At 60.3% G+C, this 21,573-nt stretch carries 18 protein-coding genes and 1 pseudogene; 8 read left to right on the top strand and 11 right to left on the bottom strand.

The features are described from left to right. Window positions 1-167: 167 nt before the first annotated feature. Window positions 168-1,838, top strand: a complete 1,671-nt coding sequence (locus J4E08_RS21440) for a type ISP restriction/modification enzyme (RefSeq protein ID WP_349540227.1) — start codon at window positions 168-170, stop codon at window positions 1,836-1,838. A gap of 955 nt (window positions 1,839-2,793) precedes the next feature. Here J4E08_RS21440 and J4E08_RS21435 read toward each other — a convergent pair. Continuing rightward, window positions 2,794-3,093, bottom strand: coding sequence for a hypothetical protein (locus J4E08_RS21435; RefSeq protein ID WP_349540225.1), 300 nt, complete (start codon window positions 3,091-3,093; stop codon window positions 2,794-2,796). Between the two features lie 333 nt (window positions 3,094-3,426). Between J4E08_RS21435 and J4E08_RS21430 the strand changes: the two genes are divergently transcribed. Both J4E08_RS21430 and J4E08_RS21425 read left to right on the top strand, forming a co-directional pair. Then, window positions 3,427-4,071: a heme oxygenase-like domain-containing protein gene (locus tag J4E08_RS21430; protein ID WP_349540224.1), complete on the top strand. Its 645-nt coding sequence runs from the start codon at window positions 3,427-3,429 to the stop codon at window positions 4,069-4,071. Then, window positions 4,068-6,653 carry an HWE histidine kinase domain-containing protein gene (locus J4E08_RS21425; RefSeq protein WP_349540223.1) on the top strand — a complete coding sequence of 862 codons (2,586 nt, stop codon included), beginning with the start codon at window positions 4,068-4,070 and terminating at the stop codon, window positions 6,651-6,653. Before J4E08_RS21430 ends, J4E08_RS21425 begins: the two co-directional genes overlap by 4 nt. Window positions 6,654-6,716: 63 nt before the next feature. Here the strand turns inward: J4E08_RS21425 and J4E08_RS21420 are convergent, their stop codons facing one another. Together J4E08_RS21420 and J4E08_RS21415 are read right to left on the bottom strand one after the other, a co-directional pair. Next, on the bottom strand, window positions 6,717-7,421 hold the full coding sequence (locus J4E08_RS21420) for a winged helix-turn-helix domain-containing protein (protein WP_349540222.1): 705 nt from the start codon (window positions 7,419-7,421) through the stop codon (window positions 6,717-6,719). Next, the gene (locus tag J4E08_RS21415) at window positions 7,393-7,683 is read right to left on the bottom strand and encodes a hypothetical protein (RefSeq protein WP_349540221.1); all 291 of its coding nucleotides are present in this window, start codon (window positions 7,681-7,683) and stop codon (window positions 7,393-7,395) included. The genes J4E08_RS21420 and J4E08_RS21415 overlap by 29 nt, the downstream gene beginning before the upstream one ends. A gap of 178 nt (window positions 7,684-7,861) precedes the next feature. On the opposite strand from J4E08_RS21415, the gene J4E08_RS21410 reads away from it, so the two are divergent. Continuing rightward, window positions 7,862-8,341, top strand: a complete 480-nt coding sequence (locus J4E08_RS21410; protein WP_349540220.1) for a hypothetical protein — start codon at window positions 7,862-7,864, stop codon at window positions 8,339-8,341. Between the two features lie 115 nt (window positions 8,342-8,456). On the opposite strand, the gene J4E08_RS21405 is transcribed toward J4E08_RS21410, so the two are convergent. The 3 genes from J4E08_RS21405 to puuE form a co-directional block, all read right to left on the bottom strand. Then, window positions 8,457-8,945, bottom strand: a complete 489-nt coding sequence (locus J4E08_RS21405; protein WP_349540219.1) for an ureidoglycolate lyase — start codon at window positions 8,943-8,945, stop codon at window positions 8,457-8,459. Window positions 8,946-8,977: 32 nt separating this feature from the next. Beyond that, window positions 8,978-9,133, bottom strand: a complete 156-nt coding sequence (locus J4E08_RS21400; RefSeq protein WP_349540218.1) for a hypothetical protein — start codon at window positions 9,131-9,133, stop codon at window positions 8,978-8,980. An 85-nt stretch (window positions 9,134-9,218) separates the two neighbouring features. Beyond that, on the bottom strand, window positions 9,219-10,637 hold the full coding sequence (gene puuE, locus J4E08_RS21395) for an allantoinase PuuE (protein WP_349540217.1): 1,419 nt from the start codon (window positions 10,635-10,637) through the stop codon (window positions 9,219-9,221). 77 nt (window positions 10,638-10,714) lie between these two features. On the opposite strand from puuE, the gene uraH reads away from it, so the two are divergent. The 4 genes from uraH to J4E08_RS21375 all read left to right on the top strand — a co-directional run bounded on the left by uraH (window position 10,715) and on the right by J4E08_RS21375 (window position 14,276). Next, window positions 10,715-11,071, top strand: coding sequence for a hydroxyisourate hydrolase (gene uraH, locus J4E08_RS21390; RefSeq protein ID WP_349540216.1), 357 nt, complete (start codon window positions 10,715-10,717; stop codon window positions 11,069-11,071). Between the two features lie 548 nt (window positions 11,072-11,619). Next, complete coding sequence (smpB, locus tag J4E08_RS21385; protein WP_183967560.1) at window positions 11,620-12,096, top strand: SsrA-binding protein SmpB; 477 nt, start codon at window positions 11,620-11,622, stop codon at window positions 12,094-12,096. 138 nt (window positions 12,097-12,234) lie between these two features. Further along, window positions 12,235-13,092 carry a 3-mercaptopyruvate sulfurtransferase gene (sseA, locus tag J4E08_RS21380; protein WP_349540215.1) on the top strand — a complete coding sequence of 286 codons (858 nt, stop codon included), beginning with the start codon at window positions 12,235-12,237 and terminating at the stop codon, window positions 13,090-13,092. Further along, window positions 13,092-14,276 (top strand): amino acid aminotransferase, encoded by a 1,185-nt coding sequence (locus J4E08_RS21375; RefSeq protein ID WP_349540214.1) that lies wholly within the window; start codon window positions 13,092-13,094, stop codon window positions 14,274-14,276. The genes sseA and J4E08_RS21375 overlap by 1 nt, the downstream gene beginning before the upstream one ends. Window positions 14,277-14,788: 512 nt before the next feature. Here the strand turns inward: J4E08_RS21375 and J4E08_RS21370 are convergent. The 5 genes and pseudogenes from J4E08_RS21370 to J4E08_RS21350 all read right to left on the bottom strand — a co-directional run bounded on the left by J4E08_RS21370 (window position 14,789) and on the right by J4E08_RS21350 (window position 21,466). Next, window positions 14,789-17,812: an error-prone DNA polymerase gene (locus J4E08_RS21370; protein WP_349540213.1), complete on the bottom strand. Its 3,024-nt coding sequence runs from the start codon at window positions 17,810-17,812 to the stop codon at window positions 14,789-14,791. Between the two features lie 139 nt (window positions 17,813-17,951). Continuing rightward, the gene (locus J4E08_RS21365) at window positions 17,952-18,854 is read right to left on the bottom strand and encodes a metal ABC transporter permease (protein ID WP_349540212.1); all 903 of its coding nucleotides are present in this window, start codon (window positions 18,852-18,854) and stop codon (window positions 17,952-17,954) included. Between the two features lie 20 nt (window positions 18,855-18,874). Further along, window positions 18,875-19,762 (bottom strand): annotated as a pseudogene (locus J4E08_RS21360) (metal ABC transporter permease); the annotation flags it as partial. 4 nt (window positions 19,763-19,766) lie between these two features. After that, on the bottom strand, window positions 19,767-20,510 hold the full coding sequence (locus J4E08_RS21355; protein WP_349540211.1) for a metal ABC transporter ATP-binding protein: 744 nt from the start codon (window positions 20,508-20,510) through the stop codon (window positions 19,767-19,769). After that, window positions 20,507-21,466, bottom strand: a complete 960-nt coding sequence (locus tag J4E08_RS21350) for a metal ABC transporter solute-binding protein, Zn/Mn family (RefSeq protein WP_349540210.1) — start codon at window positions 21,464-21,466, stop codon at window positions 20,507-20,509. Before J4E08_RS21350 ends, J4E08_RS21355 begins: the two co-directional genes overlap by 4 nt. Window positions 21,467-21,573: the final 107 nt, after the last annotated feature.

Raw genomic sequence — 21,573 nt, 5'->3', positions numbered from 1 at the left:
CAGCGATGTGTTGTACGAAGGCCAGTTCCTGGTCTTGTACTTCGTAGGGGCCCAACTGCTCATGTCGCCCAGCTATCATGCCGGATTCACACAGTGAATCCCTGAAGCGATTTGTGCAACAAAGCCGGTATACGCCCACAAAGAACCCTCCAAGACTATCAGTCTATTTGACAAACTCATTAGAGGAGGGTGAGCCACTTAACGCAACCCTACCGTTCCAGAGATGGCTAACCGATGAGATCAAGAAGGCGAATGAGATCAAGACCGAGACGCCAATCATGTGTATCATTGGCAATCCACCATACCTTGGTGAAGGTGGGAAGTCTGAGGGTTGGATAGGCAACCTGATGGACGACTACAAAAAAGAGCCCGGGGGCAAGGTTAGACTAAATGAACGGAACCCAAAGTGGCTTAACGATCTCTACGTGAAATTCATTCGAATGTCCTCGCACTTAATCGAGAAGAATGGCGAAGGGGTGCTAGGATTTATTACAAACCATGGCTACCTTGACAACCCAACATTCAGAGGAATGCGTTGGCATTTACTCAATACCTTCGATAAAATTTTTATTCTGGATTTACATGGAAACTCACAAAAGAAAGAACTTCCTCCTGAAGCTGAACGTGACGTAAATCTCTTTGACATCAAACCCGGCACATCCATCATTATTGCCGTCAAAAAGCGCGGACAAAAGGTGGCAATCGAAGACAAGCAGCTTCTACGGCGCGACTTTTTTGGAAACCGCCAATCTAAACAAGATAGACTCGTCTCTGCGACCCTCAGCCCATATGAAGACTGGCGGGTAATTCCAATTAAGGGGAGCAAATATTATTTTCGGGATTGGGACTATGACAAGGAGCCAAAATGGGAAGAGGGCTTCCGGGTCACTGACCTCATGCCGATCTCAAGTAATGGAATTGTAACGGGGAAGGACAAGAAAGTCATTGCTCCTACTATTGATCAGCTCAAACTGCAAGTCGAAGAGCACTTCGGAGATTTCGACCCGAACCTTGTCCAGCCGATTGCGTACAGGCAATTTGAAGTGTCCTACATCTATAATGATGAATCCATCATCGAGAGAAGTAGAAACGAAGTCATGAAACACTATTCCAGCGGTCAGAATATGGGTTTCCTAGTTTCCAAGCAGGTCCGCGACTACCGCTTCTCTCATATCTTCCCAACTTTGCAGCAATCAGAAGCCATATTTCTTTCCGGAACGACGGCAACAAATGCAAATAATATCCCCCTCTATATATTCGAAGATACAGATGGCTCAAAGCGCCCAAATTTCGACACCAAACTGCACAAAAAGATTCTCAAATTGGCGACAAGCAGTGAACGCGGTGCACCAAGCCCAGAAGACATTTTCGATTACATTTACGCCGTCCTTCACTGCCCAGCATATCGCGAAACGTATGCCGAGTTCCTGAAGATTGACTTTCCTCGAATACCTTGGCCATCCACTCCCCAAATTTTCTGGGAACTAGCATCTCAAGGGAACGAACTACGTCGGCTCCACCTCATGGAGCCTTCAGCGATTGGCGACACGACGGCCCACGTATTCGATGGCACCGGAGACGGCGTGGTAGACAAGCCTGAACACCGCGAGGGCCATGTATGGGTGAACGCCACACAAAGCTTTGCTGCGGTCCCTGAAGCTGCTTGGAACGCCTATATCGGTGGATATCAGCCCGCACAGAAGTGGCTGAAGGATCGCCAGGGCCGCACTCTGGGCTTCGACGACATACGCCATTATCAGAGCATCATAAAAATTCTAACTGAGACAGACCGGATTATGTCCGGCATAGAGATGGACGTTACAGTTTCGCAATCCTAGCGAGGGTCCGCTTTGACGGGCCGCACCGCAGCAAGGTCGAGGGCCGGTCAACGTCCGGTAAGGGCCGGGAGCGTCACGTAGCTTCACCAAAGTGGTCATGCGGCCCGCAGCGCAGGTCCAACCCTTCTTGATGGTCCTTCAGTGCGCCAGATGCCGCGGCTGCATTTGGCTCGAGCCGGCGCTTCTTGCCCGTGCCGGTATCCGGCCTCGCAGGAACGCGAAAACGCACTGCCTGAGGCCCTTGGGCCACCGGACCTTCGGACTAGACTTCTACCGTTAAGTCGCTGCGTTCCAGGCTCGCATCTGGGTCCTCAACGGCTACGCATAGCTTGGCATATCTGCTGCAGATGCCGTCGGGTAGGCGATCTTGGGAAGCGAGGTCGGTCATCGGCATAAAACTCGCAACATAGCTATCCCAATGGGAGTTCCGGCCAGCCCATCCTCCAAGTGTCCCGCGATGTCGCTATTTCCTGAGATCACTCAGTGCGAGATGCCGCCAAGCCTTGCGTTTCGTCTGGGGTCTCGTTGATCTGAAAAGCGCGCAGTTCTTTCCTGAAGCGCAAGTGCTCGAGGCCACCTTGGGTGGAATTGGTCGCGCTGGCCATCATGATGATCGTGTTATGGTGTTGTTCCAGGTGTTCGGGGCAGGGCGGTTCACAAGATCAAGAGAAACAAGCTGCCTTTCATTTTCAGGCTCTTTTGATCAGACGGGTGATTGGGTTGCCCGGCCTGCGACAACCGGCCGGAGTATGGCCAATAGCATGCAGGAAGCGGCCATTGCCCAAGCGATCAGGCTGAAAGTAGTGCTGCACGAGGGAGCCTGTGATCGTTCCAGTATCGAGATAGACCGGGGCGGGTGCGCCTACGACGGGCCAGCTTGTGCATTGGCGATAGCAAAAAGCCCGGTTTCCGGCGGGGTCGCTGATAGACCGGCAGGACGCTGCGGGGAAGTCCTTTAGAACAGGCCGGCCTTGTTCCCGTGGTCGCAGCCGACGCTGTCGCTCACACAAGCGTCGGGCAGCGGGAACACCTCGAAATCCACAGTGCTTGCATCGACCAGAGGCTGCAGGATCTCAGCCTTTATGGGCACGTGGTATTCAGGGAGCCTTGGAGCGCCCGGCCGGAAGCCTTCAGCGTTCTCGACATCACTCACGCAGCTCATGCCGATCGGTAGCCCTGTCACGCTGGCGGAACGCGACGCGTTGTAGATTGAGAGCCGGAAAATCTTGTCAGTGCGCTCGACGTGACAGGCCAACGCTACTCCGGAGCGGATTACTCCACCACGGTTTTGACGCAGAAGCCGCCGATGGCGGGAAATACGGCTGTAAGGGAGGAAGCGAATTGGAGACGGAATATGGGTTGGTGTTGCAAGTGGCTGGAAGTAAAGCGAGTGCTTAAGTGACGCTACTTTAGCGCCCCCATGAACCAGTGGGGATGACTTTTCACCTTACTGGTTTCTGAAATCGTCCTTTTCGGAGATACCCACAACGAACTGACAAATACGATTGGTGACGAACCACTCGGTCCTGTCCGAACAGCTTGGAATTATTGTTCGAAAGAATGGGAACCTGAACAGTGCGCTGCGCGTTTGATATTCAAAACAATTGCGCTTGCGGTATGGGATGGCGATAACCTCATGAAATCTATAAACTTTGCGCAGAAGGAGGAGGGTGGCTTTCGTCACGCACTTCGGCTGGCGAGCCGAGATGCCCATGACAGCGCCGAAGCGCAGTTTTCACGTTTTCAAGCCGACCCCGCGGAAGAAATGAATTGGTTTCTTGCTGCGCAGCGTTCTGGGTTGGCTGCCTTGAGCCTCGCGCGTTCAGATGCCTCACAGGGGGTGTGCTGTTTGGTGCTGGATGACCTCATCGGGAGGCTTGATTTCGATTTGGAAAAACGCGGCGTTCGTGCCGATGCTGTAGTTTCTGATCATCCTCTCAATGTGACAGCGGTTGATTATTTGGTGCTTGGGTCTCGTTTGGGGACAGAGGTTCTGCGACGCGGATTGGCCCCTCAGTTGACGCACTCGGAAATGCCGATCTATTTCCTTGCGCCGGCGGCCGGTGCTCTTTGGCAACGGCACTGCAGGTTATTGGACGCTGTAGACCCCAATGGGCGGGAGGCCGCCCGCATTAAGGATGATGTAATCTACGGCTTTGAATTGTTTGACAGAGCTGGTAAGGCGCAGCGCTCATCCAGAGTAGACACTGAATTCGAAGGACTGCGCGCTTGACGACGTCGCCCCCTCCCTTGTCGTCAACACAGCCCGTTGATCTGACAAACTGTGATCGTGAGCCAATTCATCAACTCGGTCGCATCCAATCCTATGGTGCTTTGCTGGCTGTGTCTTCGGATTGGCTGGTGCAGCACGCATCTGAAAACCTGCCGGATATCCTGGGCGTGGCGGTGGATGAGGCGCTTGGGCGTCCCTTGCACGAATTGATCGTCTCCGATGGGTTTGATCGCATCCGGTCCAGTCTGCGTCTGGTAAATGCCCCGGACACTGTGACGCGCCTGTTCGGTGTCGCGCTCAAGGCCACCGGTCGCAGCTATGATATCTGCGTCCACCAGTCGGGCGAGATGTTGATCGTGGAGTTCGAGCCAAAGGTTGACGCCAGTCCGCGTGACCCGTTGACCGAAGTGTATCCGCATATTGCCACGCTGCGGAAGAATGACGATCTGCGACACCTGACCCGTGATGCCGCGCGTGCTCTACACGCCCTTTCCGGCTTCGACAGTGTGATGGTTTACCAGTTTCAGCCTGATAATTCGGGCAAGGTGGTCGCTGAATACCGCGCCGACGGGCGGGCACGCTACGATGGTATGATGTTCCCGGCCTCTGACATTCCGGTACAGGCGCGCGCGCTTTACACGCGGTCGCTGTTGCGCTTGATATCGGATGTGAACGATCCCGGAGAGCCTGTGGTGCCGGGTGTGTCCATGATGGGCGAACCGTTGGATTTGTCTCTGGCGGTGACCCGTGCTGTCTCTCCCATCCATATCGAATATCTGAAAAACATGGGTGTTCAGGCGTCCATGTCGGTGTCGATCATGAAGGACGGCAAGCTCTGGGGCTTGTTCGCCTGCCACCATGATATTCCGCGCTACATTGATTATGAGCGCCGCACGGCGATCGAGATGTTTGCGCATATGTTCAGCTACGAGTTGATCAACTTCGAGGAGCGTGCCCGCAAGGTAACGGAGGAGGCCACGCGCCGCCTGCAGACCCAACTGATGGCGCATCTGGCCAACGGCTCCTCGCTCGACAAGAGCCTGCTGTCCGTATCTGAGGAAATCCGCAATATCATCCCGCATGATGGGCTGATGCTCTACGAAAACGAAGAACTGCGGACCGCTGGGGATGTGCCGAGCGAAGAGCAGTTCCGTGAAATTTGCCGAATGCTGGACCGCGGCGCGTCTACGGGCGTGTTCTCCACTGACCGCTTGTCGAAATTCCTCGAGAGCGCTCAGGACTATCAAGATCGCTTTGCCGGGATCATGGCGATACCGATTTCGAAACGGCCGCGTGACTATCTGGTGCTGGTGCGCCGCCCCGTGTCCGAGACGATCGATTGGGCAGGTGACCCGACAAAGCCGGTGTCGTTCGGCCCGAATGGCTCACGCCTGACGCCGCGCAAGAGCTTTGATGTTTGGAAAGAGGATGTACGGGGGCGCTCTGCCCCTTGGACGGCACAGGAAGTGCATGCAGCAGAGTTGCTGCGGACGGTGTTGCTGGAAGTTTTCCTGAAGATCACCGATGCCACCAACCTGGAGCGCAAACGTGCGCAGGAACAGCAGTCGTTGCTGATCTCGGAGCTGAACCACCGGGTACGGAACATCTTGAATCTGATGCGGGGATTGTTGTCGCAATCTGCATCGGGCGCAAAATCCATGGAAGAACTGACTGCCAACCTGGACGGTCGCATTCAGGCATTGGCGCGGGCTCATGATCAGTTGACCTCCGAGCAATGGGAACCGACTTCGCTGAAGACGTTGATCCGTACCGAGCTCGAGGCTTTTGCTGATCGTAAATCCGACCGGATGGAAGTGACAGGGCCCGACGCGATGATTTCGCCGCAAGCGTTCACGACAATGGCGCTGGTGATTCACGAGATGACGACTAACTCGATTAAATACGGCGCGCTTTGCGACAGCTCCGGCAGGGTTCTGGTGACGACGAAGGTCGACGCCAGCGGGGGGTTCCTGATCCACTGGAAAGAAGTCGGGGGCCCGCCAGTCGCACCGCCCAAACGGCGTGGATTTGGATCGACCATCATCGAAAATTCCGTGCCGCACGAACTGCGTGGCGATGCGGAAATCTCTTATAAGATGACCGGAGTTGAGGCGCACTTCCGGCTGCCGCCGAATGTCATCGCTGCAATCAGGAAGGAAGGCGAAACCGTTTCGTCGAACGATCTGCCGTCGCAGTCTGATAGCCCCTATAAGATCTCCGGCAAGGGTATGGTGCTGGAAGACACGCTGATCATTGCCATGGATGCGGCAGACATCCTCAGTGATTTGGGGGCGTCCGATGTCAAAATCGTCTCCTCCGTCGACGCGGCCATGTCATATCTCAACACGACGCAGGTGTCTTTTGCGCTGCTGGACGTGAACCTGGGCGATGAGCAGTCTTTGCCGGTTGCTGAGCGCTTGGCGGCCTCTGGTGTGCCGTTCGTTCTGGCGACCGGATATGGCGCGGCGGAGGAATTGGTGGAGGCCTACCCGGATGGCGTGGTGATTGTACAAAAGCCGTTCTCGCAATCTGCGCTCGAGGTGGCTTTCGAAAAGGCGTTCGCGAAGCGCGACCGCATTTAAGCGTCGACGATCCAAGACCATTCCCACGGCGTGATTGCACCATCATGCCGTGGGATCAAACGTCTAAACCATTTCGATCACACCCTTGTCTATCGCCAGAACATAGCCCTTGCGCGCGATGTTCTTCACCAGAAGTTCCGACACCATCTGATTTCCCAAGCCGTCGCGTAGTCGCTTGATCCGCGTGGCGCCGGCGGCTTCTTCGCAGTCCGACGCGTCTCTGCCCGAAATCATCGCTTCGATCTGCGCACCTGTGAGAAGTTCGTCATCCAGCCGCGCTTCGGCCAATACGGACATGGTTTCGATCATCGCATCGGTCAACTTGAAGCCCATCGTGTTGAGATAGACGGTGCGTTCCTCACGTGAAATAATCAGGCTCGACACCTCGATCCCGGAGCGTTCCACCTGCGCCATGCGTCGGTTGAGTGTCATCAGCATAACAACAAATACAAGCGCGGCCGCCAGCAGCGCGGCGGCAAAGATCATCAAGACAAGAATGATCATCCGATAGCTCGCAAGCACGTCGGCAAACGCCGTGCCTGACTGGGCGAGGATCATCAGAAGCTCCACCTCGCCTTGGCTTTGGAGCGCGTCGTTGTTGGCAAAGAGTTGCGCGACCTGATCGTTGAATGCCTGCCCATCCGGCAGTGTCAGGAACAAGAAACCGGCCGCAGCGCTGAGGATGACGACGATCGCGGCGACACCGCCGGTCACGAGCCGCGTACCCTGACGAAGGCTATCAGTAACGGAGGTAGTATGGGCCGGCATTGGCTTGCTCCCCGGCTGAGGGTGGGCCGTCTTTAAAGCTCACAACATTCAGCAGTGTCCATCCGCCAGAGGCGATGCGATTTGCTGTTTGGGTTGCAGCCGTGCCTTTGTCCGGGCAGGTCCCGGGCAACGACAGTATACCAAAGTGCAGCTCCAGCGGGGGCTGTTTTTTCGCTTTGTAGGCGACATAGCAGTCGGCGGCTGCCGTCGACGGCAGGCCGAGCGAAAGCATCATGATGGTCATGGCAAGGATCTGTTTCATGCTGCTGAACCTGCGCGGCGCTGCTGGGAAATTCAATAACCAAAGGCGACGGTGGGCCGCGATATCCGATAACCGGGTGCTGATATTGTGATGAACAGGACGCTGCGGTCAGCTTGGAATCACGAATTTCCTCCTGCTGTGGAGGCTTTTCAGACTGATCCATGAAAGGACCATCCCAATGGCTTTAAAGCATCTCAAGTACATTACTTCGATCCTCACCATCGGTGCCCTTATCTCCGCGCTGGCTGCGGCGGTTCCTGCGCAGGCCGCCGACCGAGACAAGACCAAGGCGCTGATCGGCACGGTTGCCACTGTCTGGCTATTGCATGAGTTGAACAAGAATGGTGCCTTTCAAAAGGCTGAACGCAAAGACGAGCGTAGCCGTTCCTACAGCGGCCATCAGCGTGGCGCAGGGCAGTGGCGTCGGCACAATGGCAACCGCAAGGCCGCGTCCAAGCCTGCTCTCCCACGTCGCTGCCTGCGCGAAACGCGTCGGCATGGGCTTGTCCTTGGATCGGGCTGCTTGAACCGGAACTATCGAGCGGTCCGCCATTTGCCGCAAGCCTGCCAGACGAACTTCCGCGCCAACGGCCAGCGTCGCAGCGGTTATGATTACAGCTGCCTTCGAAACCGCGGTTTTTCGATTGCGCGTCGGTAAGGAAAAGGCCGGTCGGGTGGGGGCTGACCCCCATCTTGCTGCTTTCGAGAACTTCAGTCCTGTCCAAGGGCGGGGCGAGGAAAGCCATCTGGATGGGACCGGATCTACGGACCCTCTATTTTGTGATGACCAAAGGCACGGGCAGGCGACATTCCTGCAAGTTGGAGGTCTCGCCTATCCGGTCGATCACGGCAAACAGCCCCGGCACATGCAGCGGTGTCAGGACACCATGCCATGTACCTTTGTGAAAGTTGACGCCTACCCCCGGGGGCACACGAAATGCATGGACAGGGCCGGGGGTGTCTCCGGCCTCCGCCACAATGACAAGCCATTCATTGGAGTGCATCGGGATGAAGGCCTGACTGCCCTCAGGATGCCGTTCCAAGATATTGAGATGATAGGGAAGGTCGCGTGGCTCCGCATCGAAAATGGATATACCTGCGCGTCCATCGGGCCCGAAATCCAAAAGCGCCCGGTCATGAAAGCGACCGCCCATCCCTTGGTTGATCAACCTGTCGGGAATGCCCGCGGCCTCCAGAACATCGCCGAAGGCGGAGAAGTCCACGGCGGTCAGTGGCTTTATCTGGATGTGGTCCAAGGTCATGGCGGCAACTTTACGAGGGCTTTCACGTCTTTCTACAGAAAGTGTCTGAAGGATTCCTTGACGGAGGCCATAAAAACTTCCGGGAAAAAGGCGAGCAACACCATGCAATCGCCAGGATCGACGTCGACCCAGCTTCGATTCAGAGAATTGCCCGCCATACCGGACCAGACGTTAAGCACGTGTTCCATCACATGCGTTTTGGCAAAGGGGTGCGTCAGATCGGTGTGAAATTGCTCTTGGCGGTAATGATCGATGCAATTTTGTTCACGGTGTTCATTTGCAAAGCAGTGTCTCCAGACGCAGGCGCGCAATACGTTCGACCTGCCGACAGGCTTCGGAAAATTCGGTTTCAGGGTCGTTGGCCAGACGACGTTCAAACGCGGCAAGGATCTGCGCTTTGTCGTGGTCGCGCACGGCTATAATAAAGGGAAATCCTTGCTTTTCTGTATACGCTGTATTGAGCGTTGTGAATTGCGCCCGTTCCGAATCCGTGAGCGCGTCGAGCCCGGCCGCCGCTTGTTCCGACGTGCTCTCATCGGTCAACCGCTTGGCTTGCGACAATTTTCCAGCGAGGTCAGGGTGCGCGCGCAGCACGGCCATGCGCTCCTCTGCCATCGCGCTGCGAAATGCGCGGGCCAGCGCGTTCGCGAGACCTGCGGGGCGATCATGCGCTGGTCCGAGTTCCAGATCAAAGGCCCGTTCAGCGACCCATTGTGAATGCTCGTAAATTCCGCCGAACGTGGCGACAAAGGTGTCTCGATCCATGAGGCTGGGGCGCGGTGCGCGCGTTGGTGGATGGACCTTGGCCCAGTGGTCGGCAATGTCCTCCCGACGTGGCACCCAGACATCATCGAACTGCTGAATGTGGTCAAGAAAGCGCGTCAGCCCTGCGATTTTTCCCGGTCTGCCCACCAGGCGGCAGTGCAGACCGACGCTCATCATGGCAGGCGCGCCAGCGTGCCCTTCGGCGCGGAGCGTGTCGAAGGCGTCGATGAGGTATTCTTCAAAATCATGGCCCGTGACCCAACCAGGGGCTCCGGCGAAACGCATGTCGTTGGCTTCAAGCGTGTAGGGGATCACAAGTTGGTCGCGGTCGCCCACCTGCAACCAATAGGGCAAATCATCGTCGTATGTGTCTGAAATATAATCAAGCTTTCCGGTTTCTGCCGTCAATCGCACCGTATTCATCGAGCAGCGGCCGGTGTACCAGCCACGCGGCGGCGTGCCGACGACCTCTGTGTGCAAGCGGATGGCCTCCGCGATCTGCGCGCGCTCTTCCTCTTCCGGCATGTCGCGGTGTTCGATCCATTTCAGCCCGTGAGAGGCGATCTCCCACCCGGCGTCCTTCATCGCTTCGACCTGCTCGGGGGACCGGGCAAGAGCACTGGCCACACCGTAGATGGTCAGCGGCAGATTTCGCCCCGTAAACAGGCGATGCAGCCGCCAGAACCCGGCGCGTGCGCCATATTCGTAGATCGACTCCATATTCCAGTGGCGCAGGCCGGGCCAGGGCTGCGATCCGGGGATGTCAGACAAGAAGCCTTCAGACCCGCCGTCGCCATGTAACAGATTGTTTTCGCTGCCCTCTTCGTAGTTCAGTACGAATTGCACACAGATTTTTGCGCCGCCGGGCCACTGCGGATCAGGGCGATCAGGGCCATAGCCGATCATGTCACGAGGATAGCGGTTCATCTTGACCTCCCACTGGATTGCTTTCAACCATCTGAAAAGCGCCACCACGGCGCAATTTGCAAGGGGATGCAACCGAAATGAGCGAAGGTTACCTGACCACACACGTGCTGGATACGGCGCGAGGATGTCCGGCGGAGGGCGTTAAAATATCATTATATCGCATCGAAAGCGATGCGCGCCACAAGATATGCGACCTGACGACCAACGCGGATGGACGGACGGATCGCCCAATTCTTGGGCAGGCCGATTTTGCCAAGGGCAGCTACGAGCTTGTCTTTGAGGCGGGCGATTACCTGCGGGCCACCGGAACGGCGGGGCCGGAACCGCTGTTTCTGGACGTGGTGCCGATCCGTTTCGGCATGTCCGAGGACGACCATTACCATGTGCCGCTGCTGATCTCTCCCTACGGAATGTCGACCTATCGCGGCAGCTGATCCAAGGTTAACTTAAGGGGCCGAAAACAGAGCGCGCGCAGGGATGAACGCAGCGCGCGCAGGCCACATGATGTGTTGCGCATGCGGATGCACCACAAGGCGGAAGGATATTTTAAGCCGCCTTTACGGATTTTAACCGACGAACCGACCGGTTCGCGGCGAAAACCGGTCGGTTGTTAAGCTTTGTACGCAAGCCTGCGAGAAATGTGGTTAACGCGACCATTTTTCACGCTTCGATCCTGGGTCACAACCGCCCTGGGGGCGGTTCGTGATTAGCGGTATCAGGTTTCACCTATTCGACCTGCGCGTCGCGTCGGAAAGGGCGGTAGGCTCTAGCGGTATAAGGTTCGGCCGGCTTTGGTCGCGGATGGTTTGGTGGAGCCGGTCCAGCGCCAGCCGGTATCGGTTCAAGCGCATATTCAGGGTCCGATATGTTGACGCGGATGTCATATCCTCGCACGTGAGGTGCCTGCGCATGCGATGTCCGTGATGGCTGTGAAAGCGCCTCCTATGGACAACCCGATCAAGCGCCCCTATCTAGACCAGCCATGGCACAGAAACCCAAATCCGACCCGAACTACAAAGTGATCGCCGAGAACCGGCGCGCACGTTTTGATTATGCCATCGAGGATGACATCGAGTGCGGCATGATCCTGACCGGGTCGGAGGTGAAATCTCTGCGCGAGAACACCTCCAACATCGCCGAAAGTTATGCAGCGGTGGAAGAGGGGGAGCTTTGGCTGGTGAACTCCTACATTGCGCCCTACGAGCGCGCGATGTTCAGCCATGAGCCGCGCAAGCGCCGCAAGTTGCTGGTGTCGCGCAAGGAACTGTCACGGTTGTGGAACGAGACCCAGCGCAAGGGCATGACCATCGTGCCGCTGGTGATGTACTTCAACCACAAGGGCATCGTGAAGCTGAAGGTCGGCATCGCGAAAGGCAAGAAGAACCACGACAAGCGCGAAACCGCCGCCAAGCGGGACTGGAATCGTCAAAAACAGCGACTGCTCAAGAGCAACGGCTGATCGGCCTGCTGTGTTGGCGCTACCGCTGTTGCGGTTTTGCGCTGACAGCGCGACCTTGGGCGCAAAGCCGGTGGTTCGCCTTGCAGAATGGTGCGCGCTTGCCTAAGCGTGTGGCCCATGACAAGGGCGAGGGGCGACATGGCCACAGACGATCCCAAGGTGCTGGTTTCGACCGATTGGCTTTCGAAACATCTGAACGATCCGGATCTGCGGATTCTGGACGCAAGCTGGTATCTGCCGGACGCCGGGCGCGATCCGAAGGCGGAGTACAAGGCGGGCCACATTCCCGGTGCGCGGTTCTTTGACATTGACGAAATCTCGGACGCGCGCTCGGACCTGCCGCATATGGCGCCTGAGCCGGAGAAGTTCATGTCGCGGATGCGTGCCTTGGGGGTGGGCGACGGCCATCAAGTCGTCGTCTATGACGGCATGGGCGTGTTTTCTGCCGCCCGTGTCTGGTGGCTGTTCAAGCTGATGGGCAAGACCGACATTGCCGTTCTGGACGGCGGCCTGCCCAAATGGGTCGCAGAGGAACGCCGGGTGGAGGATCTGCCGCCGATGATCCGCGACCGTCACATGACCGTTCGCCGTCAGGCGCATATGGTGCGTGACGTGACGCAGGTCAGCGCGGCGGCCAAGCTGAAGGATCACGAGATCCTCGATGCGCGCAGTCTGAAGCGGTTCAGTGGCGAAGCCGAAGAACCCCGAGAGGGTCTGCGCTCGGGTCATATTCCCGGCTCAAAGAGTGTGCATTATGCACGCCTGCTGACCGAAGACGGCTGCCTGAAGTCGCCCGACGCCTTGCGCGCGGAATTCGAGGCCGCAGGCGTGGATCTGTCCAAGCCCGTGATCACGAGCTGTGGATCCGGCGTTACAGCTGCCATTATCAACCTTGCGCTGGAGGTCATCGGAAAGACTGACCACGCGCTTTATGACGGGTCATGGGCGGAATGGGGTGCCTTTCCGACGTTGCCTGTCGCCACCGGAGAAAACTGATGTTCGAACTTCTCAAAGAACAACCCGAAGACAAGATCCTGATGCTGATGCAGGCCTACCGCGAAGATCCGCGCGAGGCCAAGATCGATCTGGGCGTTGGCGTTTACAAGAACGCCGAAGGCAAGACGCCGATCATGCGTGCCGTCAAGGCTGCGGAAAAGCAGCTTTGGGAAGTGGAAGAGACCAAGAGCTACACCGGGCTGGCCGGCGACGTGGGCTTTGCGGATGCGATGTTCGATCTGCTGATCGGTGATGCCTGCCCGCGCGATTGCGTGGCGGCGGCGGCGACGCCGGGCGGCACGGGCGCGGTGCGCCAAGGCTTTGACATGATCCGCATGGCCAACCGGGAGGCGCGCGTTTTCGTGTCCGATCCGACGTGGCCGAACCACCTGTCGATCCTCAAGCACATGGAAATACACATTCAGCCCTATCGGTATTTCGATTCCGAGACGCGGTCTGTGAATTTTGCCGGTATGATCGAAGACATTGCCGATGCGCGCGTCGGCGATGTGGTGTTGCTGCACGGCTGCTGCCACAACCCGACCGGCGCGAACCTGACGCTGGAGCAATGGCAGCAGGTCATCGATACGCTGTTGAAAACCGGCGCAACCCCGATGATCGACATTGCCTACCAGGGCTTTGGCGACGGTCTGGCCGAAGATGCGGCGGGCCTGCGCATGGTCGTGGCGCAAATGCCGGAAGTGCTGATTGCGGCGTCATGCTCCAAGAACTTCGGTGTGTATCGGGAGCGGACAGGTCTGCTGTTGGCTGTCGCCCAGGACAAGGTGCGCCGTCAGGCAAACCAGGGCATGCTGAACTATCTGAACCGTCAGAACTACTCTTTCCCGCCGGACCACGGCGCCCGTCTGGTGACCATGGTGCTGCAGGACGACGCGTTGCGCATGGATTGGGAAGAAGAAGTTCGTGAGATCCGTGAAGGTGTGCTGGCCCTGCGTCAGCAGCTGGCGGGTGAGCTGGCACGTCTGACCAACTCGGACCGCTTTGCCTTTGTGGCCGAGCACCGGGGCATGTTCTCGCGGCTTGGCGCAACGCCGGAGCAGGTGGAAGCCATGCGTGTGAGCCACGGCGTCTATATGGTGGGCGATTCGCGCATCAATATGGCCGGTCTGAACAAGGATTCAGTGCCGGTGCTGGCCGAAGCCATGGTCGCCGCGGGCGTCTAAGGCTTTGTGTTTGTCAAAATGAAAAAGGGGACGCGGGCATTGGCCCGCGTCCCCTTTTGCTGGTCTCTCCTCGCGCGCCTCTGGCGCACTTCGTCGCGCGGATCACAGCCTACCGAAATACATTTCAAGCGGTGCTCTGTGACGTCCTCGACAGCTTGGCTTTCGTCTTGGCCGGTTCGCGGTTTGCTGTGCCGTGGTCGCGCAGCATCTGGGGATCAGGACATGCCAGCGCTCAACGGCGCTCTCGTTCTTTCAATTCAACAGTGACATGCGTCTGTCCGGAGGGGTGAGCGTCTGTAACCTGAAGCTGTCATCCCCTTTCATAAGCGGGCGCATGTGGGCGACGATGGCGATGGAGGCGTGCTTTTCCACTTCGGCGGGCAAAACCTCAAGATAATGGCGGGGCGGGTCGCCCTCGTCCGCCGCGCTGTTTTACGGCCTCGTCCAGGGGGGCAATGGCGCACCTGCACCGGCAACGTTTGTCCGGGCTATCGATGCGGATGTTGGCCGTATCATGTGGTGCGGAGGCCGCCCGCTTGTCGCGAAACATGCCCTCTGCTGTCTGGCGCGCGCCCGGCTTCTTTGCTGTCCGAATACCTCTGGGGGAGTTCCGCAGGAGCGGGGGCAGTGCCCCTCGTGCGGTTGGCCGGCGGCGGCGTCAGGATGTGGCGCAACAGGGCCACGGGATGCGCGCGCAGGCTCAGACGCATGGCGACGTAATCTTCGACGACCTCTTCGCCCAGCGTCATTTCCGGAAGGTGGGCGGTGGGTTCCAGAATCGCCTCGCCGTCCAGATCGCCGGAAAAGAGCGGCAGCTCCGGGCCTTTCACCAGCGCCTTGGCCTGCCACAGCGCCTCGCGACGGCTGAGACCCATCGGGCGGAAGGCGTCGGCCTCGGCCAGTCGGGCCAAAGTGGCCGGGGCCAGCCCCGCGCGGCGCCAGACGTCACGCACCGATTGGTAGCCGTTGCCGCGCGCGCCTGCGATCCATTGGGCGTCGTCCTCCGCCAGCCCCTTGATCTGGCGAAACCCCAACCGGAGGGCGAGGCCGCCGCGCTCGTCTGGCTCCATCACATTGTCCCAGTAGCTGGCATTGATGTCGATGGGACGCACCTGCACGCCATGTTCGCGGGCGTCGCGCACGATCTGGGCGGGCGCGTAGAACCCCATCGGTTGGGCATTGAGCAGGGCGCAGGCAAAGATGCCCGGATGGTGGCATTTCAGCCAGGCAGAGGCATAGACCAGCAGGGCAAAGCTGGCGGCGTGGCTTTCGGGAAAACCGTAGGAGCCAAAGCCCTCGATCTGGGAAAAGCAGCGTTCGGCAAAATCGGCATCATAGCCGTTGGTCATCATCCCCTTCAGGAAGCGGGTGCGGAATTCGCTGACGTTGCCGTGTTTCTTGAAGGTGGCAAGGGCGCGGCGCAGGCGGTCGGCCTCGGTCGCAGTGAAGTTCGCGCCGGTGATGGCGATCTGCATGGCCTGTTCCTGAAACAGCGGCACGCCCAGCGTCTTGCCCAGCACGCGCCCCAGCGCATCGGAGGGGAAAGTGACCTGTTCCTCGCCATTGCGGCGGCGGATGTAGGGGTGGACCATGTCGCCCTGGATCGGGCCGGGGCGGATGATCGCCACTTCGATCACCAGGTCGTAGAAGCAGCGTGGCCTCATGCGGGGCAGAAAATTCATTTGCGCGCGGCTTTCCACCTGGAAGACGCCCAGACTGTCGGCCTTGCACAGCATCTGGTAGGTTTTGGGGTCTTCGGGGGGCAGTGTGGCGAGCGTGTGCGTGGTGCCATGGTGGCGTTTGAGCAGGTCGAACGCCTTGCGGATGCAGGTCAGCATCCCGAGGCTGAGCACGTCGATCTTGAGGATCCCGAGCGCGTCGATGTCGTCCTTGTCCCAGCAGATCACGGTGCGCCCCTCCATCGAGGCGTTTTCGATCGGGACAAGTTCGTCCAGCCGCCCTTCGGTGACGATGAAGCCGCCCACGTGCTGGGACAGATGGCGCGGAAAGCCGATGATCTCGTAGATCAGCTCCATCGTCAGTTTCAGCCGGCGGTCCGTGGGGTCGAGGCCGATCTCACGCATGCGCTCTTCCTCCAGCCCGTTGGTGGAGAAAAATCCCCAAAGCTGGGAGGAAAGCGCGCCGAGCGTGTCCTCTGACAGACCCATGGCGCGGCCCACTTCGCGGATGGCGCGTTTGCCCCGGTAGTGGATCACGGTGGCGCAGAGCCCCGCGCGGTGGCGGCCGTAGCGTTCGTAGATGTGCTGGATGACTTCTTCGCGGCGTTCGTGTTCGAAATCCACGTCGATGTCGGGCGGCTCGTCGCGGGCCTCGGAGACGAAGCGCTCGAACACCATGGTGCCGATCTCGGGGGAGACGGAGGTGACGCCGAGGCAGTAGCAGGTGATGGAATTGGCGGCCGAACCGCGCCCCTGACACAGGATTCCGCGCTCTCGGGCAAAGGCCACGATGTCGCGCACGGTCAGGAAATAGGGTTCGTATTTCAGCTTGCCGATGAGGTCGAGTTCATGGGCGAGCTGCGCGCGCGCGTGATCCGGGGCGCCTTGGGGGTAGCGCCAGTCCAGACCTTCGTGGGCGAGGCGGGAGAGGCGCTGGCGCGCGGTCTCGTTCTCGGTGACTTCGGAAGGGTATTCGTAGCGCAGGGATGCGATGTCAAAGGTGCAACGGCGGGCAAGGTTTGCGGCACGGGTGACAGCCTCGGCATGGGGGCCGAGCAGGCGGCGCATCTCTGGGCCGGAGCGCAGGCGCTGTTCGGCATTGGCGCAGGCGGCGCGGCCGAGTTCCTCGATCCGGCAGCCCTGGCGAATGGCGGTCAGCACGTCGGCCATGCGGCGGCGGCGGCCATGGTGCATCAGCGGGGCGGCGCTGGCGATGGTGGGGATGTTCAACCGCTGTGCCAGCGCGCCGAGCGCGTCGAAGCGGGGACGGTCCTGTCCGTCATAGCAGGGCGCGAGAGCTAGATGCGTTTCGACGCGGCGCGTCAGCTGCTGCGCCAGTGTCGACCATGCGCCCGCGTCGCCCTGTGAGGTGAGCGCCTGTGGCGGATGGAGGATGGCGACGAGGCCGCTCATGTCCGCGGGCAGGTCGGCCATGGTGAGCAGGCAGGTGCCTTTCTGCGCCCGGCGGCGGCCCAGCGTGATCAGGCGGCAGAGCGTGGCCCAGCCTGCGCGGGTGGTGGCCAGAGCGGTGAAGCTGATGCCATCGGTGAGGGTCAGCCGCGCTGCGGGGATCAACCTCGGGATATTGCGGACGGGCAGGGAGGGCGGCTTTGGCAGGTGCGCGGGGGCGGGCGGGCCGATAGGGCCATCGCGGGCCTCGATCTCGTCACGGGTGCGGATCTGGTGGGCGATGTCCTTTGCCTGCGTGTGGGCGCGCACGATGCCCGCGACGGAGTTGTCATCGGCAATGGCGATGGCGTCGAGGCCAAGCAGGGCGGCACGCTCCATGTACTCCTCCGGGTGGGAGGCCCCGGTGAGAAAGGTGAAGTTGGAGGTGATGCAGAGCTCGGCGAACATGAATCACATGGTAGTTCATGATTTGTTCTTTTTGGAGTCCTATTATCGGATTGCGGCGTTGGCACGCTGTCAGGGGGCAAGCCGAAAGCTGTGATGTAACTGGACTATGGGCGGCGACATGAAAACAGACGCGAGGAGGTTACGCTTTGCGGTGTGGCCCTGCGAGGGCGGCCCCGCCAAGGATAAGGCCGGAGACCGTGGCGATCATCCCGGCGGCGGAGACGGAGGCCTCTGCGCCCAGCCAGAGTGGTCCGTAGCCTGCGAGCACATAGCCAAGCGTGGCCGACAGTGCGGCGAAGGCGAGGGACCATGCGATCTGGTGTTTCAGGTCGTTGGTCATCAGCCGCGCGCTGGCGGGCGGGCAGATGAACATGGCGATCACGATGATCGACCCAACAGCGTCGAAGGCGGCGACGGCGGCCATGGCGGCACAGACCACCAGCCCGAGGGAGAGGGCCGTGACCGGCAGGCCGAGGCTTTGCGCGAAACCGTTGTCAAAGGTGGCCAGCGCCAGCGGTCGCCAGAAGATCCACAGCGCCAGCGCGATGACCGCGAGTGTCAGGGCCATGCGCGTCAGCTCTGGCGGGAGGGTCGCCAGCGCCTGCGGGTCGGTCAGGGCGCCGGGGACAAAGCCGTCGAGCCAGATCAGGCTTTCGAGGTTGCCGTAAAGCGCGTGTTCGACGTCGAGGTGGACCGATGCCGTGTCGGTCTGTTCCAGCAGCAGCACGCCGGCGGCAAACATGGTGGTGAAGACGACACCCATGGCAGCGCCCGGCTCCACCCGACCGAAGCGACGGATAAGTTCGATGAGCACGACGGCCAGCAGGGCGGCTGCGGCAGCGCCCAGCATCATCGGCAGCGCGGCGAGCGAACCGGTGAGCAGGAAGGCCACCACGATACCGGGAAGGACCGTGTGGGAAATGGCGTCACCGATCAGGCTTTGACGGCGCAGAAGCAGAAAGTTGCCGGGCAGGGCGCAGGCCATGGCGGCCAGCGTGCCGATCAGCATCGGCGGCAGGGACAGCGCGATGAACTCGCTCATGAGCGGGCCGTGGCGCGTTGGCGGGTGTGACGCAGGGCGGAGGCGAGAAGGCCACGGCGCGGGGCGCAGAACAGGCTGACGGCAAAGGCCGAGAAGGCGGTGAGCACGATCAGCGGGCCGGTGGGCAGATCCGGCGCGGAGGCGGAGAGCGCAGCACCAACGTAGCCTGCACCTGCGCCAATGGCAGCGGCGATCAGGGCCATGCGCGGCGCGCGGTCCGTCCAGAAGCGCGCGGCCACGGGCGGGATCACCAGCAGCGCAACAATCAGGATAAGGCCGGTGATTTTCAGCCCGGTGACGGTCACGGCCAGCACCAGTCCAAGCAACGCAAGGTCGTAGCGCGCCACGTTCAGACCGCGCTGGGCGGCATAGCCTTCGTCAAAGGCGATCATGAGCAAGGGGCGCCTCAGCGCCATCGTCGCCAGCAAGGTCAACGCGCCCCCTGCCGCGATCAGCAGCGCATCGGCGCGCAGCATTCCGGCGGTGGCCCCGAGCAGAACGCTCTCCAGACCGGCTTGTTGTCCGGCGTCGAGGGTCTGGATCACGGTCAGCAGCGTGATCCCGGTGCCGAAGAAGACCGAGAGCACCGCACCGATGGCGGCATCCTGGGGCAGGCGGGTCGCGCGGGTCAGCCATGTCACAGTGGCCAGCCCGAGCGCGGCGGTGATTGCGCTGCCCAGCATCAGACCGGCGAGGTTGCGCCCGGTGCCACCAAGCGCGACCATGACAAGGAACGCAATCGCGACGCCCGGTAGGGTCGCGTGGCTGATGGCGTCCGACACCAGCGACCGTTGCCGCAGGTAGAGGAAAGTGCCCACAGTGCCTGCGGCCAGCCCCAAAGCCGTTGCTCCGAGGGCGACCAGCGTCGCGTTGTACCCGAGGTTCAATGTAAGAGCATCAAGAAGCATCTGGTCAGGCCGCAGTGGGCAGACGCCCGTCGTAGGTGCGCATCAGGTTGGCGTCGGTGAAGGTTGTGGTGGTCGGCCCCTGGGCCACAGTATGCCGGTTCAACAGGCAGACATGATCGAAGTATCGCGGCACGGTCGACAGGTCGTGATGGACGCACAGCACGGTTTTCCCAGCGTCGCGCAGCCCATGAAGGACGGTGATGATGGCGGCTTCGGTGGCGGCATCCACCCCGGCAAACGGTTCGTCGAGCAGATACAACTCGGCCTCCTGGGCCAGCGCGCGGGCGAGGAAGACACGCTGCTGCTGGCCGCCTGACAGCTGGCCGATCTGACGATCCGCGAGGTCGGACATGCCGACGCGATCAAGGCAGGCCAGCGCCGTGTCGCGGTGGTGGGGGCGGGTGCGGCGCAGCAGGCCGAGCTGGCGGTAAAGACCCATCAGCGCGACCTCCAGAACCGTCGTCGGAAAGTCCCAGTCGACGGAGGCGCGCTGTGGCACATAGGCGATGCGGTCCCGCTGTGTGGCCAGTGGCTGATCCCAGGCCGTGATCGTCCCGGACAGCGGTTTGACCAGACCGAGCGCGGATTTGAGCAGCGTGGATTTGCCCGCGCCGTTGGGGCCGATGATGGCGGTCATCTCGCCCTCGGGCACTGTCAGGTCAGCCCCGGTCAGCACGGGATCGCCGCCGTAGGAAACGGTCAGGTCCTGCACCTGAAGCGGGGCGGAAAGCAGCGCGGTGTCCTTCATAGGCCTGCCGAGAGCTTGCCAAGGCGCCCCGAAGTGGGCGCGGTGCCGCCAAGGGCGCGGGTGATGGTCGTCGCGTTGTGGTCGATCATGCCGAGCCACGTGCCTTCATAGGTGCCGGGAATGCCCATGGCGTCGGAAAACAGCTCTCCGCCAATGCGCACCGTGTGGCCGCGCGCTGCCGCGCCTTCGACCAGAGCGCGGACGTTGCGATCGGAGACGGAGCTTTCGACGAAGACGGCACCGATCTGGCGGGTGACGAGCGTGTCCACGAGGGCGGAGATGCGCGCCAGACCAGCCTCGGATTCCGTTGAGATGCCTTGAATGCCCAGAACCTCGAAGTCGTAGGCGCGGCCGAAATAGGCAAAGGCGTCATGCGCCGTCACCAGAACACGGGCGTTCGGCGGCACGGAGCCAAGAGCCTCGCGGGCATAGGCTTCGGTGGCGCGGGCCTCGGAGAGATAGCGCTCGGTGTTGGCGGCCAGCAGGTCGGCGGCGTCGGGGCGCAGGTCGGTCAGCGCATCGCGCGTGGCGGTGATGGCGTATTCCCACAACGCGGGCACCATCCAGATATGCGGATCGGGGCGGCCCTCGTAGATTGTGTTGTAGAGCGTCTGATCTTGCGGCAGCGCCTCTGCCACGGCGGTGACGGGGGTGCGGGCGGCAAGTTTGTCCAGCAGGTCGTTCAGCTGTGCTTCGAGGTTCAGACCGTTGCGCAGGATCAGGTCGGAGCGGCTGAGCGCCACGATATCGGAGCGGGTCTGACGATAGCCGTGCGGATCGACCCCCGGTCCCATGAGGGCGGTGACCTCTGCGAGATCCCCGGCAATGTTACGCGCTGTGTCGGCGATCATCCCGGTGGTGGCGGTCACGGTCAGCGCGGACGCGGCGCGGGCCGTCTGCGGGAGGGTCAGGGCAGCAGCAGCGGCAGTCAGCATTTGGCGGCGAGTGAGGGTCATTTATCGCTCCTTTGCGTGATGAATATGCGAATCATTCGCAAGAAGTCAACGCTTTTGCGAGTTAGTCGCAACAAAAGCTATTGGTGGGGGGCTTGCCGATGACAAGC

The sequence above is a fragment of the Sagittula sp. NFXS13 genome (assembly GCF_040148795.1).
Lineage (GTDB): Bacteria > Pseudomonadota > Alphaproteobacteria > Rhodobacterales > Rhodobacteraceae > Sagittula > Sagittula marina.
This window is presented reverse-complemented; position numbering and strand designations above follow the sequence as displayed.